The sequence below is a fragment of the Halobacillus campisalis genome (assembly GCF_030345335.1).
GTDB classification, from domain to species: Bacteria; Bacillota; Bacilli; order Bacillales; family Halobacillaceae; genus Halobacillus_A; species Halobacillus_A campisalis.
This window is the reverse complement of record NZ_JAPVRC010000005.1, coordinates 274,371-288,560: the sequence shown is the minus strand read 5'-3', so window position 1 is coordinate 288,560 and position 14,190 is coordinate 274,371. Positions and strand designations below refer to the sequence as shown.

The following is a 14,190-nucleotide window of genomic DNA, read 5'->3' as shown; positions in this document are numbered from 1 at the left end:
GCAAGAAGGTCCGGGAAATTGCGAGACTCCTATGGGAGAACAGTACATGGTGAGATCCCGGAGGGCGTTAGCCCGAGGAAGCTCACCGTACGCCCATGGAAAGCGAGTGATTTCCCGGACCTTCAAGCTCTATTTTTGTGGCGGAAACAGTCCGAACATCTTGAAGCTGAGTCTTCCACTAAAGGGAGCTTTAGTTTAATGCTAACTGTATTTGCAGTATTAGAACTGACTATTATTACAAGGATTGACTTCTTGTTTGGCGGGGATGCATTTTTATGGAGACTTTTCTAACATAAATCTTCTATATCGATTTGCTTCTTTAAACAACTGGGCACACTTTTTATACATTCTTTTTTCGTAATAAATGTCACCGAGAAACTTTAAATAGGTTTTGTAATCGCTGAATTCATTAAGTGAGAGAAACTCCGGAAGAATTTCATTCTCAAGCTTTTTTACAAACGTGTCATCTTTAGTAGTACCTTCGAGCACACTTTTCAAAATGTAAAATTTATGGATGTATCTTACATCCTTTTCTTCCACGGCTTTCGCTTTTCCTTGGTTTATAAAATCCCAGCTCCGCCCTTTGTCCTGCTTGCAATTATAAACTTTAGCTAGTAAGTACAGGGTGCTTACAGGTGAAATATTATTTTCTTCCTTCAATAATAAAGCCGTCTGTAAATGTTCAATTGATTGCTCGTATTTATCGAGACAAATGTAAATATAGCCTAAGTTATGGTGAACTATGCTTTCTTCGAATTTTCCTAAATACTGACCTGCACCTTGCAGCATATTCAAAAATAACCGTTCAGCTACTCTGTGAGCCCCGAGAAAATTATAATTAATTGCTGATATCATAGAACAATCTGTTACTTTAGAGTAATTGAGGGACTTTTGATAGCCTTCAATAGCCATTTCTGCGTAAAAATTGGATTCTACAAACATCAGGAGTCTAGAGTATGTGAGAGAAATGTGGTAGTAAAGTTCAAAGTCTTGATTTGGTAGTTTATTCATCATTTCTTCTGCAAACTGAAAATTCATTTCAGCTTGTTCATATTGGAATTGAAGAAGGTAATCAATTCCTATCGTCTTATAATAGAGAAAGCGATATTCGTTAGAGGATTGGGACATGACGTCATAAAGCTCTTTAGTAATTTTTTTTGAGAGAGGCTCGTTTGTTGTAGTGAGCTGGAACCTTGAATGGATGATTTTAAATAAATTAGATAATTCAATATTCTGGTTAAAGTTTAATAGGTTTCTGCATTCTTCGTGCAGATTTTCCATCAGAGTAGTATTCTTTAGCTGAATCGACTTATGCCAATCTATGAGCTTTTCATAGATTTTATCATCGAATTCTTCATTTAAATTTTCCAAATGAATGTTCAATTTCTCACCGAGAAGACGGTACATTTCTTTGCTTGCGCTGATTGTATTATTCTCTATTTTACTTAAATAGGAAACTGAGCAAATACCATCAGCTAACTCTTCTAATGTCATGTCCTTGAACTTACGGTGCTGCTTAATCAATTGACCCTTCATGACGGACACCTCTTCCCCTGTAAGTAAGCATATTATATCAGAATCCCTATATTATTAATAATAATTAATAGGTATATAGACATGTGATATTGTATTTAAAGGGGAATTTATACAAAAAATGCTGCTAGTTTAATCTAGCAGCATTTAAAAATGAATCATTTTATAAGTTTTTTAAGGCTTCTTCGATTTGAGTATCGCCTGAGATGAGCTCGAATGTTTTATGGTAAGCATTCGGCTCCTGAATAGCAGCGATCATCGTTTTAGCTACATCTGAACGAGGGATTTCACCGCGCTCTACTTTTTCACCAACGTTGATTTTGCTCGTTCCTTCATTGTCAGTTAGAGCCCCTGGACGGACAATCGTATAATCAAGCTCTGTTCCTCTTAGATATTCATCAGCCTGGGCTTTCATTTCCAGGTAGGTCTTGAAATTGCCCTCAGCCTGACTGGACTCATCCGCAGACATGGAACTAAGCATGACGAATTTTTTAATTCCCAGATTCTCAGTATGCTTCACTAAGTTGATTGCACCGTCGCGATCAACAGCTTCCGTCTGCTCTGGACCAGTACTTGAACCAGATCCTGCAGCGAAAATTACAGCGTCCATACCTTTAATAGCATGACCGACATCTTTCGTTAAATCGGCAAGTACAGGAGTACCTCCAAGTTTCTCGATCGTGCTCTTCTGTTCCTCTTTACGAACCATACCATAAGGTTCGTGTCCATCTTGTTTTAGATATTTTATGAGTAAACGACCTGTATTGCCGTTTGCTCCAGCTACTAGTACTTTCATGACTCAAAAACTCCCTTCGATTAAATCTGTATCCATCTATTGTTTAGCCGATTCATACAGGCGTTAAACATCAGGGAGTAGAAGGGAAGCATAATTCCTGGTAATTGCAGCGGGCGCAGACCCTTGGATCATCCTGCATCGGAAAATGATCTAAAGGCAGGGGGGCATTGTGCTGCGGGTCTGATAAAAAGGTTTTCATCTGTTCCATACTGATACCATAAAGCCGCTGAACATTCACCAGATCATGCTCAGTCAATTGATGGTCAACATGGGTCCCGTCCAGTAAGTATTCGTTTCTGATAACAATATCCTCAAGCGATTCTATATGGTGTTTTTGCTGTAAATACAAAGCGTAAAGTGCCAGCTGGTTACGATCTTCATCCGATGATTTACCCGTTTTCCAATCAACAATCACCCATTTATCATTTTGTAAATCACGATACAGCAAATCCATGACTACAAAAATTTTCACTCCATCCACCATCATGTATCGGAATTTTTCTGACTCCATAAAGCGCATGTCTTGTTTGTTCAAGACGTCAGCAAAGGATTGACTGGCAAAAAAATTCTTAACCGTCGTAGACAGACGATCATTGATTTTTTTGATTTTTCCTTCAGGCAGTGTATTGGTTTGACTGTAATAGATTTCGTGCAGCATCGTATAGTGTTTGGGACGATGCTGCCATAAATGCTCTTTTTTTGTAGATTCAATGAAGCTTCTGTTTAAATGGTGACGGATCTCGTCAACGACTGCTTCTTCACCAGGTATCTCTTTATTGCTTAATACGCGCTGGATGATTTGGTAGATTAAGTCGTGGACAACACTTCCAAAGTGCATTTCCAGATTCGTGATTTTTTTCAGCCGGTACGTTTGTCTGGCAAGTGAATCAGCGTTGCTTAACCAGCCGTTATGTGAAAGGTAATAATCATAAGCATACTTTCTCGAACATGTAAGCATTGTCTTATGCCTCGATAATGACCAGGATAATTCCGGATACTTTCTAATCTCAAACATAGTGATCTCCTTGCTTTACTCCAGTATATTGAAACTCCTGTAAGTCGATCTTTTTATTAACGACTACAACGCCCTCTGCTTCAAGAGCGGACTGCTGCTCAAAAGCGGATTCTTCATCTTTTATCGCGATTTCACCTTTTCCATTGACCACACGATGCCACGGAAGGTTATATTTGCGGCTCATCGTATGTAACACCCTGACCACTTGACGTGCGGCCCGGGGACTGCCGGCTGCCCGGGCAACCTGTCCATAGGTCATGACATTCCCTGCGGGGATCGATGAAATCACATGAATGACTTGTTGAGTAAAAGGCTTCAAAACGATCCCTCCTTACATTAAATCAATAGCCTTAGTGTAACAAATTTTGGTACAATTCAGCTAAGTCGAATTTGAACGGAGATTATCTAATGAGTATACCACGAGCCTTAACAATAGCGGGATCCGCAGCCCAGGGAAGTGCTGGAATTCAAGCCGATTTAAAAACCTTTCAGGAATTAGACATCTATGGAATGAGTGCCGTCACAGCAATCGTAGCCGGCAACTCAACGACTGAACAAGGGATATTCACTCAACCGGTAGAAGCGGTGGAAGCCCAGATTCACGCCTCTTTTGAACATGTCGGTCCAGATGCCGTGAAAACTGGTATGCTGTTCACCGAAGATATCATTAAACGCACTAGCGAACTGCTAAAGTCCTACGAGGTGAAAAATATAGTAGTCGACCCCGTCATGATCGGGAAAATGGGTTCCCAGCTGCTCCAAGATGAGGCAATCGAAGCGCTGATCAAACAACTGCTGCCGGCAGCAGCAATCATCACACCCAATTTGGAAGAAGCGGCCCGCATACTGAAGCAGCCTGTACCAGAATCGCCGGAACAAATGGAGAGGGCCGCCCGCAAGCTTCATAACTTAGGTCCCAAATATGTCCTCATAAAAGGCGGTTCCCTGAAGGATCACCCAGCCATAGATATTCTTTTTGATGGGGAAGAAATGACGACTCTTCAGTCTGAACGAGTCCAGACCATTCATACGAGTGGAGCAGGTTGCACGTATTCAGCAGCTATCACTGCAGAACTGGCTAAAGGAAAAACTATGGAGGAAGCAGTTTTCAAAGCGAAAGACTTTGTGACGAGTGCCATTCAGTACGCTCTCTCATTTGAACGGGGGATAGGGTCTACCTACCATGCTGCCTACCGGAAGCATGGGAAGGAGGCTGAGTGAACGTGAAGGACCGTCATTTATTTTTGTTTGGCGGCGGACCGCCAATGACAGATCAGCTGGCTCGTAACTTTTCGCAAATGGTGGGAGAGGGGCCTGTCGTTATATTATATTTAAAAAGGGAAAATGTGGGTATTGAACAATACAGTTCAATCTTTACTGATTCCATAGTGAAACATGAGCCGAATCAAGAATTTATATTTTTACAATTAAAACAAAGGTATTCTGAAGAAGAAATCGAATGTTTATACAAAGCAAGTGCGGTTATCATTGGCGGGGGAGATTCGGTCAAATATCAGCAGTACGTCGTGCAGAGCGAAATAGGAGAAGTGTTAAAGAGAGTCTATGCTCAAGGGGTTCCTTTGGCTGGCCACTCGGCCGGAGCACTGATTGTACCAGACACGTGTGTGATATCAGCTGAGGATAATGAAGAACGTGTCATATTATTCAAAGAAGGGTTAGGGCTGCTATCAAACCTTGTTCTATCCGTACACTATTTAGAATGGCAAGAGGAAGAGCATTTAAAACAATCGTTAGAAGTGTTGAATGCGCCTGAAGGGTATGGAATAGCAGAGCAATCCGGGGTGTATATGCGTAACGAACAGCTTGAAACAGCGGAAGGGTATGTGCATGTCCAAAGAAGGTCTTATAGCTGATCCCGAAAGTTAAAAAAGGATGAACATCATGTCGAAGAAAAAACCGTTTAATGAATTGGAGACAAAGACAAAAGTTGTTGTCATCTCAAGTTTATCTTTCATCATTTTATTAGGGCTGGCTTTGGTGTTAGGAGTGCTTTTCCTTGGAATGGTCGGACTTTTCCAGGTGTTAGGCGTTACTTATGAGTCGAACCGATCTCTCATTTTATTTGGAGTATTGGTTTTTGTTATAGGAGCTTTTTTCGAAATCCTGAGTAAACTCTTCATCTCAATAAGTATACGGTCTAACTTCATCAGGAGCCAGAGAGTGAGGGTGAAAATAGCTGTCGACCTGTTAGTTACATGGACCGCTATTTATATCGTTGATGAAATTGTTGCAAGTGTGACCATGCACTTTTGGTCACAATGGATATTCGCTTTTCTGCTCGTAGCTCTGGATTACGCATTTGATGATCGGAAGCTGAAACAAAAAAAGCTCGCTTAGAGAATAATTTCTCTAAAGCGAGCGTTTAACCAGAGATACGGTCGTATTTATCAATCTGTTTCTGACGTTCTGCATCCCAGCGGTTTTCAGGATGTTCTTTACATTCAGTAGTGCATGCGGCATGTTGTTCGATCTCACACTCTTTACAGCACACATATTGTCTGTTGCACACAGGATTGCTGCAATTGATCATTCGATCTTCTTTTTTACCACAGTGTTCGCATTCGGCTACGATGTTTTCATCTACTTGATTGACAGGAACTGAAATGCGCTCATCGAACACATACATTTTGCCGTCAAACAATTGACCTTTGACCTCAGGATCTTTCCCGTAAGTTGTAATTCCGCCTTCTAGCTGGTAAACGTCATCTACACCATTACGCTTAAGAATGCCTGTAAGTTTTTCACAGCGGATTCCGCCGGTACAGTAAGTGATGACTTTCTTGTCTTTCCATTGATCAGCATTTTCAGCAATCCACTCCGGGAATTCACGGGAGTGATCGACACCAGGCTGGATAGCGTTACGGAAGTGACCGATACGATACTCATATTCGTTACGGCCATCGATGACCACCGTCTCGTCATCTTGAAGCATTTCGTAAAATTCTTTCGGCTTCAAGTGTTTTCCGCCAAACGTTTTTGGATCGATATCGTCGTCCTCGATGCTCCAATTGACAAGCTCAGGCTTGACTCGGCAATGCATTTTCTTGAAAGCGTGGCCTTCGTGCTCATCAATCTTAAAGTGCATATCTGCGAAACGCTCATCTGAACGAACGTATTCCATATATTGCTCTACCTGTTCGACCGTACCAGATACTGTTCCATTGATTCCTTCAGGAGAAACAATGATACGACCGCGCAAATCCAAGTCTTTGCAAAACTTCAAATGACTGGCACAGTACTCTTCATAATCAGGCATATCTACATACTTGTAGTACAACAGAACTCGGTGATCTAATGAGCTCATGGATGATTCCTCCTATATATATTGCTGCTTATTATTAAAATTCATAAATGTCCATATACCATCATATTCGATTTTTGCAAGAATATCAAATGGCTTATTTTTGAACATTTTTTTTAAAGATTGGCGCTGTTAAAATTGATATTCATATAAACTCCTTTATTAGGCGGGATGACATCGACCTATGGAAAGAACGAACTTCATTTTTTTGAGGCTTTGTTAAAGTTCCGGGTTGATCTTCATATAAGCTCCCTTTAGTGGAAGACTCAGTTTCGAGACTTTTGTATGAGGATATGGTGGCCTTAGAAAACGGATCGCTTTCCGCGGGCATGTGGTGAGCTTCCTCAGGCTTCGCCTTCCGGGATCTCACCTATCATGTACATCCCACAGGAGTCTCACCGTTTTCTAAAGCCGCCATCCGATTGGAAGGTGCTCGAAACTATACCAAGATTAAAAATATTAGCTACTGATTGAAAATATTAGAGAACATCGTGTATACCAGGAGTCCAGCCTTTTCTTGGAACTTCGTGCCTTTGTGAGGGTAACGAAAACATTTTTGGCGGTGCTTCACTTAAAAAATAACTGCTCTTGAGTGATAACCAGCGAGGCTGTTGTTTGCAAGAAAATGCTAGGAACTACCTTAAAGTTAAGAAAGTTTTGTAACTAAGAAGCTATAACTATGCACTGGGGCTAAATGCTCCCACTATTACTAAGAAGGTTCTGTTTCAAGCGATCTCGAGAAGTACATCTTTAGTGAGGGGCGGCGTGGAATGGGGAGACTCCTGTGGGAAGAGAGTGCTTGGTGAGATCCCGCAGGACGGAACGTCCGAGGAAGCTCACCGCGCTCCCACGGAAAGCGAGCCATTCCCCGCCGCCCTGATCCTCTCATCAAATGTCTCGAAATCAAGTCTTCAACAATCCTGCCATATTGTTGAATAACTCACTTATCAATATCAACAACCACCTTCAACATAGCCAAAATAAAAAAAGCACCTCGTCATAAAAGAAGGTGCTTTACGTCGGTCAATTTACGGTGGCTCCAAGAACCGATTCAAAATGTCCAAGTGCCCATTCATGCCCGGTTTGGTTGAAACTGGCCACGGCGTTTTTCGAGATAACAATTTTGTAACCTAAATTATACGCATCTACGGCTGTGTGCAGAACGCAAATATCAGTGCATACACCGACAAGATGGAGTTCTGTGATTCCCCGTTCACGTAATTTCACATCTAAATCTGTTCCGCAAAATGCGCTGTATCTTGTTTTATCTTTATATTCTACGTGTGACGAAGATTGATACTCTTCGTACAGCCCTTTCAGTTTGCCATAAAGGTCACGACCTTTTGTGCCGCGAATGTTATGAGGCGGGAACAAGCGTGTTTCCGGATGGAACACGTCGTTTTCATCGTGAACATCCACAGCGAATACGACATACTCTTCATTCGATAGGAATTCTTCTGCAAGTGCTGTAATTTTCCCTTCAATACTTTGGCCAGGTTCCCCACACGTCAGGGCACCATTGCTTGCAACGAAATCATACGTGTAATCAATAACAATCAAGGCACGTGACATCATTTCATCCCCTTATGTAATGTATATACACTTATATTAACATAAGGGATTTCAGTTAAACAGACGGAGCTCTCTTTACCGGTGTGGAAACTTTCTGTGTGGCAATAAGCAGAGTCACCCCACACAGGATTAGTAGCCCGCTAGTAACAAAAAACACTGCTGAAAAACCATAAAAACCAGAAAGAATACCGCCTAAAGCAGGGCCGATTATATTGCCTAAGAAACGAAGGCTTGTATTATATCCAAGCACTTCGCCCTGCATGGCGATAGGCGCTTCCTGTCTTATATAAGCTGTCCGAACAGGAATAAGCCCTCCTATCGACATGCCCAGGAGAAATCGGAGAATGACGAGCTGCCATATGTTTGTAACGAAAGCTGCTGGAAAATATACTATACCTGCCACGAAAAGCAGGAAAATTAAAATTTTCACATAACCTTTTCTATCCCCGATCATTCCCCAGCGTCTCGCCATCATTAAATTACCGAGGCCGGCAGCTGAAAAAGCGATACCTGAAAATAAGGCCAGGTTTTCAGGCCCGTGCAAATCCTCTACATAAAGCGATAAAATCGGCTGGATACTGAAATGGGCCACCTGAATAAAAAGGGATACGATCAATACGACCAAAAGAACGGGACGTTTCAAAATATGCTGAATGACTTCTCTAGAAGTGTAGCTTGTTTTTTCACCTTCCTCCGTTTCCATTCTCTGCTCTTTAATCCCGAAGAAAACAATAATTGCTGAAATGAAGACAGATATGGAAACAAACTGGAAAGTGGTGCTGTAACCGATAGAATCTGCGATAACGCCTCCGATCATCGGTCCGAGCAACGTACCTGTTATACTGCCCGTCTGCAAGGTGCCTAACACTTGTCCGGCCATATGCTTAGGGGTCTGGGTTGAAATCAAAGCTTGTGACATAGGGATGAACCCAGTGAAAACACCCATGAATAAACGCAAAATGAATAATTGCCACACCGAAGCGGCTAAACCCATAAGCAGTACGGATAAAGCCAGGCCGGCAGCCGAAATGATCAGAATGTTTTTTCTCCCATAACGATCCCCGATCCGCCCCCATATAGGCGAAAAGATAAACGCTGTGACAAAGGTGACTCCGAAAACAAGTCCCGACCACGTTTGTACGTAAGAATCAGAATAATCTCCAAGCTCACTTATATATAAAGACAAAAAAGGCAAAACCATCGTAATACTGCCCGCAATAAAAAAGTTAGCGAACCACATAATCCATACATTTCGCTTCACTCGCTGCTCTTGACTAAGGATGGCGGACCACTTCTTCCGTAAAATATTTCGTAACGCTAAATATTACTATCATAGCAAAATTATATATTTTATTAAAGAATATGGAATAAAACAGTCTGTAGAGGGAATCGGGATTTATATATAAAACGCTTGCAAAACATGTATATACAAATTATAATCGTAACTGAATTATGTATATACAAGTTGCAGGAACATTTTGTAAGCGTTTGTTTAAGGAGGAAGTTCATGTTTAAGAAACTTTTTGGATATAAAGAGAAATCCGTGGAGGTGATTGCACCTGTCAATGGGGACGTCGTCGACTTGAGTGAAGTGCCTGATCCGGTTTTTTCAAAGAAAATAATGGGTGAAGGAACAGCTGTTAAGCCGCACGACGGCAAAGTAGTCAGTCCTGTAGATGGAGAAGTCGTTCAACTTTTCCCTACAAAGCATGCTATCGGATTAAAGTCGAAAAGCGGAGCGGAAATTCTTATCCATATCGGTCTGGAAACAGTAAGTATGGAAGGTGAAGGCTTTGAAGCTCACGTGCAGCAGGGAGATCAGGTGAAAGTCGGAGATCCTCTCGTTACGTTTGATCTCAAACTCGTAGAAGAAAAAGCGAAAAGTACGATTACGCCGATTATCATTACGAACAGCAATGAGTTGAGCGTCGAAGGATCATACACACAGCAAGCCGTAAGTGGATCGACAATATTGTTGACGGTTCACAACGAATAATACGTATGGAGGGAAGAGTATGGACCACAAAAAACAAGCCGAACAGATATTAGAGGCGATTGGTGGTAAAGAAAATTTAAACGCAGCCACACACTGTGTGACGCGCCTTCGTTTAGCTTTGAATGATGAAGGGATTGTTGATGACGAGAAGCTGAACCAGATTGACGCGGTTAAAGGCTCATTTTCAACCAACGGGCAGTTTCAGATTGTTGTTGGACAAGGAACAGTAGATAAAGTTTATAAAGAATTGGTAGCTTTAGCCGGTATAGGCGAATCATCAAAAGAAGATGTGAAAGAAGCTTCTAAAAGTAAAATGAATCCACTTCAACGAGGGATTAAGACATTAGCCGACATTTTTATACCTATTTTACCTGCAATTGTTACAGCTGGTTTACTGCTTGGTATTAATAACATATTAACTGCTCAGGGGATATTCTGGGATGAACAATCAGTCATTGATGTTTATCCGCAATGGGCGGATATAGCCAATATGATCATAATTATAGCCAATACCGCCTTTACATTTTTACCCGGATTGATTGGCTGGTCAGCCGTTAAGAAATTCGGAGGAAGTCCGATTCTCGGGATTGTCATCGGCTTGATTCTCGTTCATCCTGAATTATTGAACGCCTGGGATTATGGTAATGCGGTTGAAGAAGGAAGAGTACCTACCTGGAATTTATTTGGATGGGAAATAGAGAAGATAGGTTATCAAGGACAAGTATTGCCGGTTCTTGTAGCATCTTATGTGTTGACTAAAATTGAATTGTTTATGAGAAAGAGAACGCCGGATAGTATTCAATTGCTTGTTATAGGACCTGTCGCCTTATTAGTAACTGGTTTCTTGACGTTCATGTTCATCGGCCCTGTCACTTTTGCGATTGGTAATTTTATTACTGACGGACTTGTATCTGTCTTTGATAGTTTTGCTGCACTTGGCGGTCTGATTTATGGTGGTCTGTACGGGGTATTAGTTATTACCGGAATGCACCACACCTTCCTGGCAGTGGATATTCAATTGATCGGCAGCACAGGAACAACCTTCTTATGGCCGATGCTTGCCCTTTCAAACATCGCGCAAGGATCTGCTGCATTTGCGATTATGCTCGCTTCCAAAGATGAAAAATTAAAAGGCCTTGGATTATCTTCAGGGATTTCAGCTTATCTTGGAATCACAGAGCCAGCCCTGTTCGGGGTTAACTTACGATTTAAATATCCGTTTATTATCGCCATCAGCTCCTCAGCGATAGCAGGACTTTATATTTCAGCGCGAGGCGTATTGGCGAACTCGATTGGTGTTGGAGGAGTGCCAGGTATCTTCTCAATTGTGTCGGATTACTGGTTTGATTTTACTATCGGTATGGTCATCGTTCTTGTTGTGCCGTTAGTGGTCACCTATCTATATGCCAAACGCAAACGAGACGTTTAATTAAATAAAACTGAAACTTTGGAGGGAGCATACATGACTGAACAACCTTGGTGGAAAAAAGCTGTCGTCTACCAGATTTACCCTAAAAGCTTCAACGATACAACTGGAAATGGTGTAGGCGATATCCAGGGAATTATTGAAAAGCTTGATTATTTAAATACACTCGGGGTCGATGTTCTTTGGCTGACCCCGATGTATAAGTCTCCACAAAATGATAATGGATACGATATTAGTGACTATTATGATATCCATGATGAATATGGAACGATGCAGGATTTTGAAAGGCTCTTGGAAGAAACGCATAAGCGGGGTATGAAGCTGATCATGGATATTGTGATCAACCATACGTCTACGGAGCACGCCTGGTTCCAGGAATCAAAGAAGTCAAAGGATAATCCATACCGCGATTATTATATTTGGAAGGATCCTGTCGATGGAGGTCCGCCAAGTAACTGGCAGTCCAAATTTGGTGGGAATGCATGGGAATATGACGAGAATACCGGTCAGTACTATTTGCATTTGTTTGATGTCACACAGGCGGATCTTAACTGGGAAAATGAAGAGGTAAGAGAAAAGCTTTATGAGATGATGCGCTTCTGGGGTGAAAAAGGAGTAGACGGTTTCCGTTTAGATGTAATCAACCTGATCTCTAAAGATCAAGACTTCCCGAATGATGACGGTAGTGTAGCACCAGGAGACGGCAGGAAATTTTACACGGACGGTCCGAAAGTCCATGAGTATATGCAGGAAATGAATCGTGAGGTATTTGAACCCTATGATTTGATGACCGTCGGAGAAATGTCTTCTACGACTATCGAGCATTGCATTCGCTATACAGCTCCAGAGCGCAAGGAGCTTAGCATGACGTTTAATTTCCACCATTTGAAAGTCGACTACCCGAACGGGGAGAAGTGGACTAAAGCACCTTTCGATTTTCAACAATTGAAGCAAATCCTTTCTACATGGCAGGAGAATATGCATAAAGGACAAGGCTGGAACGCCCTTTTCTGGTGTAACCACGATCAGCCACGTGTTTTATCCCGGTTTGGTGATGATGAGCGTTACCCCGATAAGTCAGGGAAGATGCTTGCAACGACGATTCATATGATGCAAGGAACACCTTATATTTATCAAGGGGAAGAGTTTGGGATGACCAATCCTAAATTTGAATCCATCGATCAGTATCGTGATGTTGAATCTCTTAACGCTTATAAGATCATGAAAGAAAAAGGAACGGACGAGCAGGAAATACTTGAGATCCTTAAACAAAAATCAAGAGATAATTCACGTACGCCAGTGCAATGGAGTAATAACGATCAGGCAGGATTTACAGACGCCACACCGTGGATTCCTGTTGCAAGTAATTATCCTGAGGTGAATGCTGAAAAAGTGATGCATCAAGAGAATTCTATTTTTACTCATTATCAAGAGCTGATTGAACTTAGAAAAACTCACGACATCATCACTCATGGCAGCTATCAGTGGATCGATCAAAATGATGATCGGGTATTCGCATATATTAGGCAGCACGATGAAGAAGCGTTACTAGTTGTAAACAACTTCTATGGTGAAAACACGACATTTAGCTTGCCGGAAAACGTTGATTTTAAAGAAGATCCAGAGATTCTCCTTAGTAACTATGACGATTCTTCATCTGATTATCGTGATGTAACGCTTCGTCCTTATGAGTCCATCGTTTACCATTTCCCATCAAAATGATAGGATAATAGCGGTGATGAAAGCATGAAAAACAAATATATCGTCATATACAATGATTTAGTTCAAATGATTCAACATGGAGAGTTCATGTCAGGAGATACCCTGCCTTCTGAGCATGAACTCTCTGATCAATTCTCCACGTCGAGAGAGACCATTCGAAAAGCGCTAAATCTTCTCTCTCAAAATGGATATATCCAGAAGGTGCGAGGGAAAGGCTCCGTTGTATTGGATCACAATAAATTTGAGTTTCCAGTATCGGGATTAACGAGCTTCAAAGAGCTTTCAGATCAGCTTGGCCAGGACTCGAAGACTCATGTGCATGAAGTCTTTGTAGAATCAGCTAATAACAAGCTGAGAGAAAGGTTGAACTGTTCTAAAGAAGTGAAGATCTGGAAAGTATCTCGTTCGAGAGAAATCAATGGTGAACGGATTATTTTAGACAAGGATTTTATACGTGAAGATATCGTCCCTAGTATTACTAAATCTATTGCGGAGAACTCCATTTATGAATATATAGAAAACGAGCTGGGGCTGGAGATCAGCTTTGCAAAGAAAGAGATTCTAGTGGAACCAGTGACCGAGGAAGATGAGAAGTACTTAGACGTAGAAGGACATACGCAAATGGTTGTGATTCGAAGCTTTGTCTATTTAGCAGACGCTACACTATTCCAGTTCACTGAATCAAGACACCGGCCCGATAAATTTCAATTTGTTGATTTTGCACGAAGAACAAAATAAACGCTCGGGGCACTCGGATAGAGTACAGTGGAAAAGAACAAGAATCGGTTGATCGAGCTTTATTCTACAG

General features: G+C 41.6%; 15 protein-coding genes. 8 read left to right on the top strand and 7 right to left on the bottom strand.

All coding sequences use genetic code 11. The features are described from left to right. Positions 1-291: hypothetical protein (locus O2Q26_RS12805; protein ID WP_289216270.1), on the top strand; the 291-nt coding region annotated here is incomplete at its 5' end. Here O2Q26_RS12805 and O2Q26_RS12800 read toward each other — a convergent pair. From O2Q26_RS12800 to O2Q26_RS12785, 4 genes are all read right to left on the bottom strand, one after another. Then, positions 274-1,536: a helix-turn-helix domain-containing protein gene (locus O2Q26_RS12800; protein ID WP_289216269.1), complete on the bottom strand. Its 1,263-nt coding sequence runs from the start codon at positions 1,534-1,536 to the stop codon at positions 274-276. The two genes, O2Q26_RS12805 and O2Q26_RS12800, sit on opposite strands and share 18 nt — an antisense overlap. Positions 1,537-1,696: 160 nt before the next feature. Beyond that, entirely contained in the window at positions 1,697-2,329 is a 633-nt protein-coding gene (locus O2Q26_RS12795; RefSeq protein WP_253934965.1) for an SDR family oxidoreductase, read from the bottom strand. 70 nt (positions 2,330-2,399) lie between these two features. After that, positions 2,400-3,344 carry a PD-(D/E)XK nuclease family protein gene (locus O2Q26_RS12790; protein WP_289216268.1) on the bottom strand — a complete coding sequence of 315 codons (945 nt, stop codon included), beginning with the start codon at positions 3,342-3,344 and terminating at the stop codon, positions 2,400-2,402. Beyond that, the gene (locus tag O2Q26_RS12785) at positions 3,337-3,663 is read right to left on the bottom strand and encodes an MGMT family protein (protein ID WP_289216267.1); all 327 of its coding nucleotides are present in this window, start codon (positions 3,661-3,663) and stop codon (positions 3,337-3,339) included. The genes O2Q26_RS12790 and O2Q26_RS12785 overlap by 8 nt, the downstream gene beginning before the upstream one ends. Positions 3,664-3,752: 89 nt before the next feature. Between O2Q26_RS12785 and thiD the strand changes: the two genes are divergently transcribed. The 3 genes from thiD to O2Q26_RS12770 are packed head-to-tail and all read left to right on the top strand — an operon-like array spanning position 3,753 to position 5,702. Continuing rightward, the gene (gene thiD / locus O2Q26_RS12780; protein ID WP_289216266.1) at positions 3,753-4,565 is read left to right on the top strand and encodes a bifunctional hydroxymethylpyrimidine kinase/phosphomethylpyrimidine kinase; all 813 of its coding nucleotides are present in this window, start codon (positions 3,753-3,755) and stop codon (positions 4,563-4,565) included. Positions 4,566-4,567: 2 nt separating this feature from the next. After that, on the top strand, positions 4,568-5,218 hold the full coding sequence (locus tag O2Q26_RS12775) for a Type 1 glutamine amidotransferase-like domain-containing protein (protein WP_289216265.1): 651 nt from the start codon (positions 4,568-4,570) through the stop codon (positions 5,216-5,218). Positions 5,219-5,246: 28 nt separating this feature from the next. Next, positions 5,247-5,702, top strand: a complete 456-nt coding sequence (locus tag O2Q26_RS12770; protein ID WP_289216264.1) for a YrvL family regulatory protein — start codon at positions 5,247-5,249, stop codon at positions 5,700-5,702. Between the two features lie 25 nt (positions 5,703-5,727). On the opposite strand, the gene trhO is transcribed toward O2Q26_RS12770, so the two are convergent. The 3 genes from trhO to O2Q26_RS12755 form a co-directional block, all read right to left on the bottom strand. Further along, the gene (gene trhO / locus O2Q26_RS12765; protein ID WP_289216263.1) at positions 5,728-6,669 is read right to left on the bottom strand and encodes an oxygen-dependent tRNA uridine(34) hydroxylase TrhO; all 942 of its coding nucleotides are present in this window, start codon (positions 6,667-6,669) and stop codon (positions 5,728-5,730) included. Positions 6,670-7,689: 1,020 nt separating this feature from the next. Further along, entirely contained in the window at positions 7,690-8,238 is a 549-nt protein-coding gene (locus O2Q26_RS12760; protein ID WP_289216262.1) for a cysteine hydrolase family protein, read from the bottom strand. A 55-nt stretch (positions 8,239-8,293) separates the two neighbouring features. Further along, on the bottom strand, positions 8,294-9,544 hold the full coding sequence (locus O2Q26_RS12755) for an MFS transporter (protein ID WP_352232245.1): 1,251 nt from the start codon (positions 9,542-9,544) through the stop codon (positions 8,294-8,296). 201 nt (positions 9,545-9,745) lie between these two features. On the opposite strand from O2Q26_RS12755, the gene O2Q26_RS12750 reads away from it, so the two are divergent. The 4 genes from O2Q26_RS12750 to treR are packed head-to-tail and all read left to right on the top strand — an operon-like array spanning position 9,746 to position 14,120. Continuing rightward, positions 9,746-10,234: a PTS sugar transporter subunit IIA gene (locus O2Q26_RS12750; RefSeq protein WP_289216261.1), complete on the top strand. Its 489-nt coding sequence runs from the start codon at positions 9,746-9,748 to the stop codon at positions 10,232-10,234. A gap of 19 nt (positions 10,235-10,253) precedes the next feature. After that, on the top strand, positions 10,254-11,663 hold the full coding sequence (gene treP, locus O2Q26_RS12745) for a PTS system trehalose-specific EIIBC component (RefSeq protein WP_289216260.1): 1,410 nt from the start codon (positions 10,254-10,256) through the stop codon (positions 11,661-11,663). 33 nt (positions 11,664-11,696) lie between these two features. Then, positions 11,697-13,382: an alpha,alpha-phosphotrehalase gene (gene treC, locus O2Q26_RS12740; RefSeq protein ID WP_289216259.1), complete on the top strand. Its 1,686-nt coding sequence runs from the start codon at positions 11,697-11,699 to the stop codon at positions 13,380-13,382. Between the two features lie 24 nt (positions 13,383-13,406). Then, complete coding sequence (gene treR, locus O2Q26_RS12735) at positions 13,407-14,120, top strand: trehalose operon repressor (protein WP_289216258.1); 714 nt, start codon at positions 13,407-13,409, stop codon at positions 14,118-14,120. Positions 14,121-14,190: the final 70 nt, after the last annotated feature.

Coding starts and splice junctions, on each gene's coding strand:
- O2Q26_RS12800 (WP_289216269.1), bottom strand. CDS start 1,536: ATGAAGGGTCAATTGATTAAGCAGCACCGTAAGTTCAAGGACATGACA.
- O2Q26_RS12795 (WP_253934965.1), bottom strand. CDS start 2,329: ATGAAAGTACTAGTAGCTGGAGCAAACGGCAATACAGGTCGTTTACTC.
- O2Q26_RS12790 (WP_289216268.1), bottom strand. CDS start 3,344: ATGTTTGAGATTAGAAAGTATCCGGAATTATCCTGGTCATTATCGAGG.
- thiD (WP_289216266.1), top strand. CDS start 3,753: ATGAGTATACCACGAGCCTTAACAATAGCGGGATCCGCAGCCCAGGGA.
- O2Q26_RS12770 (WP_289216264.1), top strand. CDS start 5,247: ATGTCGAAGAAAAAACCGTTTAATGAATTGGAGACAAAGACAAAAGTT.
- trhO (WP_289216263.1), bottom strand. CDS start 6,669: ATGAGCTCATTAGATCACCGAGTTCTGTTGTACTACAAGTATGTAGAT.
- O2Q26_RS12760 (WP_289216262.1), bottom strand. CDS start 8,238: ATGTCACGTGCCTTGATTGTTATTGATTACACGTATGATTTCGTTGCA.
- O2Q26_RS12750 (WP_289216261.1), top strand. CDS start 9,746: ATGTTTAAGAAACTTTTTGGATATAAAGAGAAATCCGTGGAGGTGATT.
- treP (WP_289216260.1), top strand. CDS start 10,254: ATGGACCACAAAAAACAAGCCGAACAGATATTAGAGGCGATTGGTGGT.
- treC (WP_289216259.1), top strand. CDS start 11,697: ATGACTGAACAACCTTGGTGGAAAAAAGCTGTCGTCTACCAGATTTAC.
- treR (WP_289216258.1), top strand. CDS start 13,407: ATGAAAAACAAATATATCGTCATATACAATGATTTAGTTCAAATGATT.